Raw genomic sequence first — 529 nt, 5'->3', positions numbered from 1 at the left:
GCCACCAGAGAGCTCATCGTAACCAGCTCCCCCATAAAGCGTGTCGTTGCCGCCATAGCCCCAAAGGATGTTGTTGCCTGCATTCCCGGTTAATGTATCAGCATGATCACGTGTTCCCATAACACGTTCAATGGAGATGTAAGTATCACCTGCTGCATCCCCAGTGTTCTGGCTAGGATCGGCCAGGTTTACGGTAACCCCAGAGGAGGCGTAATAGTAGCGCACGGTATCAGTGCCCTCGCCACCATCGAGGATATCGGCCCCAGAACCATAGGCATTAAGCTGATCATCTCCGCCCAGACCGTAGAGTTTGTCTATGCCATGTTGGGCATACAATACGTTATATTGATCGTCACCTGTGAGAACATCATCAAAATTGGACCCTCCCACGCGTTCTATATTGGCGATTGTATCGCCTTCAGCATCCCCGCCTGAAAGTGATTTGGTTGACAGATTAACGATCACGCGACTTGGGGACTGATGATAATTGATCAGGTCACTACCGGCTCCTCCATCAAGATGGTCAGCG

The 529-nt window shown here is 51.0% G+C and carries 1 pseudogene; it reads right to left on the bottom strand.

Annotated features, from left to right (window positions below):
• Positions 1-529: pseudogene (locus tag JCM12308_RS27570) on the bottom strand (calcium-binding protein); the annotation flags it as partial.

The sequence above is a fragment of the Pseudovibrio denitrificans JCM 12308 genome (assembly GCF_001310815.1).
In the GTDB taxonomy this organism is placed as follows: Bacteria; Pseudomonadota; Alphaproteobacteria; order Rhizobiales; family Stappiaceae; genus Pseudovibrio; species Pseudovibrio denitrificans.
This window is presented reverse-complemented; position numbering and strand designations above follow the sequence as displayed.